The sequence below is a fragment of the Nocardia sp. CWNU-33 genome, assembly GCF_046764895.1.
Lineage (GTDB): Bacteria > Actinomycetota > Actinomycetes > Mycobacteriales > Mycobacteriaceae > Nocardia.
In genome coordinates this window covers 1-4,426 of record NZ_JBKOQN010000084.1, presented here as the reverse complement: position 1 = coordinate 4,426, position 4,426 = coordinate 1, and the positions used below count along the sequence as shown (strand labels likewise).

The 4,426-nt window shown below is 63.8% G+C and carries 4 protein-coding genes; 1 reads left to right on the top strand and 3 read right to left on the bottom strand.

What is annotated here, in order from left to right; genetic code table 11:
• Positions 1 to 393: 393 nt before the first annotated feature.
• Complete coding sequence (locus ACLMAL_RS39320; RefSeq protein ID WP_412003719.1) at positions 394 to 1,854, bottom strand: hypothetical protein; 1,461 nt, start codon at positions 1,852 to 1,854, stop codon at positions 394 to 396.
• Positions 1,855 to 2,384: 530 nt separating this feature from the next.
• On the opposite strand from ACLMAL_RS39320, the gene ACLMAL_RS39315 reads away from it, so the two are divergent.
• Positions 2,385 to 3,026 carry a LysE family translocator gene (locus ACLMAL_RS39315; protein WP_412003718.1) on the top strand — a complete coding sequence of 214 codons (642 nt, stop codon included), beginning with the start codon at positions 2,385 to 2,387 and terminating at the stop codon, positions 3,024 to 3,026.
• Here ACLMAL_RS39315 and ACLMAL_RS39310 read toward each other — a convergent pair.
• Together ACLMAL_RS39310 and ACLMAL_RS39305 are read right to left on the bottom strand one after the other, a co-directional pair.
• Complete coding sequence (locus ACLMAL_RS39310; protein ID WP_412003717.1) at positions 2,995 to 3,576, bottom strand: transposase; 582 nt, start codon at positions 3,574 to 3,576, stop codon at positions 2,995 to 2,997. The genes ACLMAL_RS39315 and ACLMAL_RS39310 overlap by 32 nt on opposite strands.
• 16 nt (positions 3,577 to 3,592) lie before the next feature.
• A complete protein-coding gene (locus ACLMAL_RS39305) occupies positions 3,593 to 4,246 on the bottom strand; it encodes an IS110 family transposase (protein WP_412003716.1) in 654 nt (217 codons plus the stop codon).
• Between the last annotated feature and the right edge of the window lie 180 nt (positions 4,247 to 4,426).

The window sequence follows — 4,426 nt, the reverse complement described above, 5'->3', positions numbered from 1 at the left end:
TGGGACGCACGCCAAAAGAGAGTCACACCAAAATTCGTGGTGGACAGCCGAAAAGAGAGCGTCCCGCCGGACACCTCGACCGAGCCTGGCCGGGCGTCGGCCGTGGCACAAGTCTCTAAGTAGCCGATTACCGTGTGGCAACGGGCGGTATCCGTCCGAAATCGATCAATGCAAGTTGTCGGACAATCGCGGCTTCCCACGCGTTTCTCGACACCACCTGGCGCGGCCACCCAACGAGGTTCGCGAGCCCGCGCCAGGTGCTCGAGAACCGAACGATTCTCGACACAGTGGGCGATTACTACCGGAACCCCACCACATGCGGCTCACCGGGTCCCCTCGACCCGGTGAGCCGCATGATCGTCCGAGATTTCCCGGTTCAACCTGTGCCGGCTTCTACGTGGCGGACGACTCCGGGGTTGCGGCTGCGTGGCCATCGGTCGCGCTCTTGGTGCCGAAGCCGCGGTGCACGCACAGCAGCTGTTCGCGGTCACTGTTCTTGTCGCGGTACACGATCAGGGCCGGGCCTGCGTTGCTGGCATGCCGACTGAGTTCCCTGTCCGGGGTCCAGCTAGTGCCATCGAAGCAGGTCCACCACAGGCTCTGGTCATAGTTTCCCCGGTGCACGCAGTACAACTTGTTCTTGAACACGGCCAGAGCCGGGCCGGCGGAAGTGCCGTGGTTGGGGAACTTCCGGTCCGCGGTCCATCTGCTGCCGTCGAAGGTGGTCCACCACAGGCTCTTGTCGCTCCCGTTGCCTTTGTGGACGCAATACAACTTGCCCTGGAACACCGCCAACGCCGGGTTGGCGTCGGTCGCTACTCCTGGGATTGCCGTGTCGCCGGGCCAGGCGCCACTGTTACGGTCGATGGAGGTCCACCACAGGTTGGCGTCGTTGCCTGATCCGCGGTGAACGCAGTACAGCCGGTCGCCGAAGACCGCGAGCGCCGGACCCACACTGGTGGCGTTCCTGGGCAACCGCTCGTCCGGCGTCCAGGCGGCGTTGGGGCCCGGTTTTCTTGTCATCCACAGGTTTACATCACCGGAGTTGCCTTTGTGGAGAAGGTAGAGCCCGTTGTTGAATGCGGCCAACGCGGGACCTTGATCGCTGGCGTGGCGTGTGAAGGGGGTGTCGGTGCCCCATCCTGTGTCGGGGTTGTAGACGGCCTGCCAAAGGTTCACATCGGAACCACCGCCGCGATGGACGCAGTACAGTTCCCCCCCCAATGCGGCCAGCGCTGGGTTGGACTCGCTGGCATGCATCGGGAACCGCGTGTCCTCACTCCACCCCTGGCCCTCCTCGAACACCGTCCACCACAAGCTGGTGTCGGCCCTCGGCGCCAAAGAGATCGGGATGAGCATGCCAGGAGCGATCCACGGCGAGACGAGCTTGCACCCGTAACTCTCCCCGACCGCCTTGATCCACGCGGCCTTGATCTTGCAGTACAGCTTGATCAAAGGCTTGAATGGTGCCACTGCCGGGATCAATGCCACCATCTTGCCGATGTACTCGGTGATGTCGGCGGCCAGCTTGGCGGCTTCGGCGTTGAGGTGGACCTCGAAACCCCACCACTTCGCCACCGCGTGAACTTCATAACCCAGAGCGGCCAACTCGCGCTGGACCTGCCGGAACTCTTCCTGATCCGCCGCGGGCAGCTCGGCGATCATCTCGTCCTCCAGCCGCCGCGCTTCCGCCAGCTCCTCGGACGCTATCTGTCGCGCTTGCGCGTCGCTGACCGCGTATACCGGCTCCACCTCCTCCCGCGGAACACCCTCGCGAATCAGCGCCTCGATGTGGGCTTCACGCTCCCCGTCGGTGGACTCTGCAACCTCTGTCTGGGAACTTTCGGTGGCCATGCGCTACACCTGCTCTCTTGAGGCAATGTGCGGACGATAAATCGTTGTGCCACTAAAGATTTGGACGAACCACTGCTGACGTCCATGGTTGATCTGCGAACTCTTCGAGAGTACGCCCCGCAGCGGGATGCCGGACGGCAATCGCACATGCCCGAGCGCGCTGGAATCACGAAATGGCAACCGTATGAGCATCTCCCGTGGCCGACCCAGGAACGACTACTGACCGTGGCTGCGGTAGCAGTGCAACTGATCCCCGAGGGGCGCCGGTGTTGAGCCCGAGATCAATTCTCAACACCCAGCGGCGTGGGCAGCGCTGCTGCCCACGCCTTCCAGATGACCGTCGATTCGACCCGCTTACAAGCGGCCAGTTCTGAACATCCGCACATGCCGCTGGGCGCGCGGTCGTGAACGTCCGCTTCTGCCGATTCCGCGATGTTTCAACGGCGGGTTCTCGCGACAGCAACGGTTACTGTTCCAGTGCGTCGGAACTGGCTCGCGACAAATAACCAGCTGTACCCCAGGATGAGAGCATGATCGAAACCACGGCGGTGTTGGGAGTGGCCGCGACCGAGTTGGGAATGGTGCTGACGCCGGGCCCGAACATGATGTATCTGGTGTCGCGCACCATATCGCAGGGACGGCGAGCGGGGCTGGTATCGCTATCGGGTGTGGCCGTCGGGTTCATGGTGTATCTCGTGGCCGCCACCGTCGGGATTACCGCGATCTTCGCGGTGGTGCCGGGGTTGTATCTGAGCATGAAGCTGGCCGGCGCAGCGTATCTGGCGTACTTGGCATGGAAGACGTTGCGCGGCGGCATCTCTGTGTTCGAGCCCTCCGATCTGCCCGCCGACTCCACGCGCAGGCTCTTCACCATGGGGCTGGTCACCAACCTGCTCAATCCCAAGATCGCGATCATCTACATGGCGTTGATCCCGCAGTTCGTGACCCCAGAACAGGGGCGAGTCTGGTTGCAGAGCCTGCTGCTGGGCGCAGTGCAGATCGGTATCGCGCTGACGGTCAACGGCTTGATCGTGCTGGGAGCCGCCACAATCGCAGCGTTCCTGACCGGCCGCCCGCTCTGGATGCGGGCACAACGCTGGGTCACCGGCACAATGCTCGGCGTCGTCGCCGTTCTACTGGCTACCGACCGGACCCGCCCGGTTCCGGCCTAGGCTGACCGACGCGAATAACACGCTGCTTGGCAAGTGCGCGGTAATGGCTCCCCTCTATGTCAAGACGTGGATGTCGGTGCGGGGTTAGCCTGATTATTGGGTCCGGGATGTGGTTGTCCGAAGGATCGGTGTGCGGGTTGAAGCTGGTCGCGCTGGAGTCAGTGGTCGTTCCCGATTGCCCTCCCGGGCCTGCCCATTCACGACGCCGCTGATCGGCGAGCATCCGGGCGTAGACGACATTGGACAGCTTTCGTTTGAGCGCTCGCAGTGCTTCCATGGAGGTTTTCCCGCCAGCTTTACGGGCGTCGTAGTAGACGCGCCCGGCGGTTCGGTTGCGCAGCTGGACCACTGCCATGATGTGCAGCACCCGGTTGATCTTGCGGTTTCCGGCACGGGAGAGTCGATGTCGTTGCTGCTCGCCAGAGGAGGCGTCCAGGGGTGCGGTGCCGTTCCAGGAAGCGAACCGGTCCCGGTTGCCGAAGCGGTGGATGTCGCCGGTGTCGGCCAAAAGCCTTGCCGCGCTGGAGGGTCCGATGCCGTGAAGGTCCATCAACGTAGACCTGCGGTCAGTGATCAGTTGTCGCAACTCCTTGTCCGCAGCTCTGATCTTGCGGTCGATGGTTTCCAGGTCCTCGATCAGCTCGACGGCCAGTCGCCGCCGGACCCGCACGGCCGCGTCTTTCGGTGTGATCGTCGCGATCAGCTCGCGGGCTTGGCGGGCCGAGGAGAAACTGTTTGGCGCCACCGGCAATCAGCTCGAGCAGCAACCGATGCAGCCGGCACAGGGTTTCGGTGCGGGCGCGACCGAGCTCGTCGCGACGGTCGGCGAGCATGCCCAGGGCGATTAGTTCAGGATCCGCGGTGACCCGACGCAGGTTTGGTGCGTGCAGGGCCGCCAGCACCACCGAGTGCGCGTCGACCGGGTCGGTCTTGCGGCCGTTGCCGGTGGCGAAGACCCGCACCTGCGCTGAGAGTTTCGCGGGGACATCGATGACGGTTTCCCCGTCGTGGACCAGACGGTGCGCGAGATCGCGGCCGATGCCGTTGCAGCCCTCGACCGCCCACACCCGATCAGTGAATCGCTGTGTGGCGGTGAGCATTTCGGCGTAGCCGGTGGCCTCGGTGCGGTACCGGCCGGTGGCCAGAACTCGACCGGTCTCGTCGATGACTTCGATGGTGGCCGAGTGTTTGTGTGGATCCATCCCGATGATGACGGCCATTCGCCCGTCCCTCCCGTGGTCGGCAACTAATGGTGTCCGTGCGGGAGGGCACCGCTAGGTTCTGTCTCGAAGTCGTGAGGGCGGGCCTGCGGCTCGCCCTCACGACTGCCGCAACCATTGATTGATCACCGCGACATGGATCGTGGCCTGGTAACGAACCGCGAGCTTGTCGAACCGGGT

What these genes read in the sequence shown, in the direction of transcription:
- ACLMAL_RS39320 (WP_412003719.1), bottom strand. Translation starts at nt 1,854, where the DNA reads ATGGCCACCGAAAGTTCCCAGACAGAGGTTGCAGAGTCCACCGACGGG.
- ACLMAL_RS39315 (WP_412003718.1), top strand. Translation starts at nt 2,385, where the DNA reads ATGATCGAAACCACGGCGGTGTTGGGAGTGGCCGCGACCGAGTTGGGA.
- ACLMAL_RS39310 (WP_412003717.1), bottom strand. Translation starts at nt 3,576, where the DNA reads ATGGACCTTCACGGCATCGGACCCTCCAGCGCGGCAAGGCTTTTGGCC.
- ACLMAL_RS39305 (WP_412003716.1), bottom strand. Translation starts at nt 4,246, where the DNA reads ATGGCCGTCATCATCGGGATGGATCCACACAAACACTCGGCCACCATC.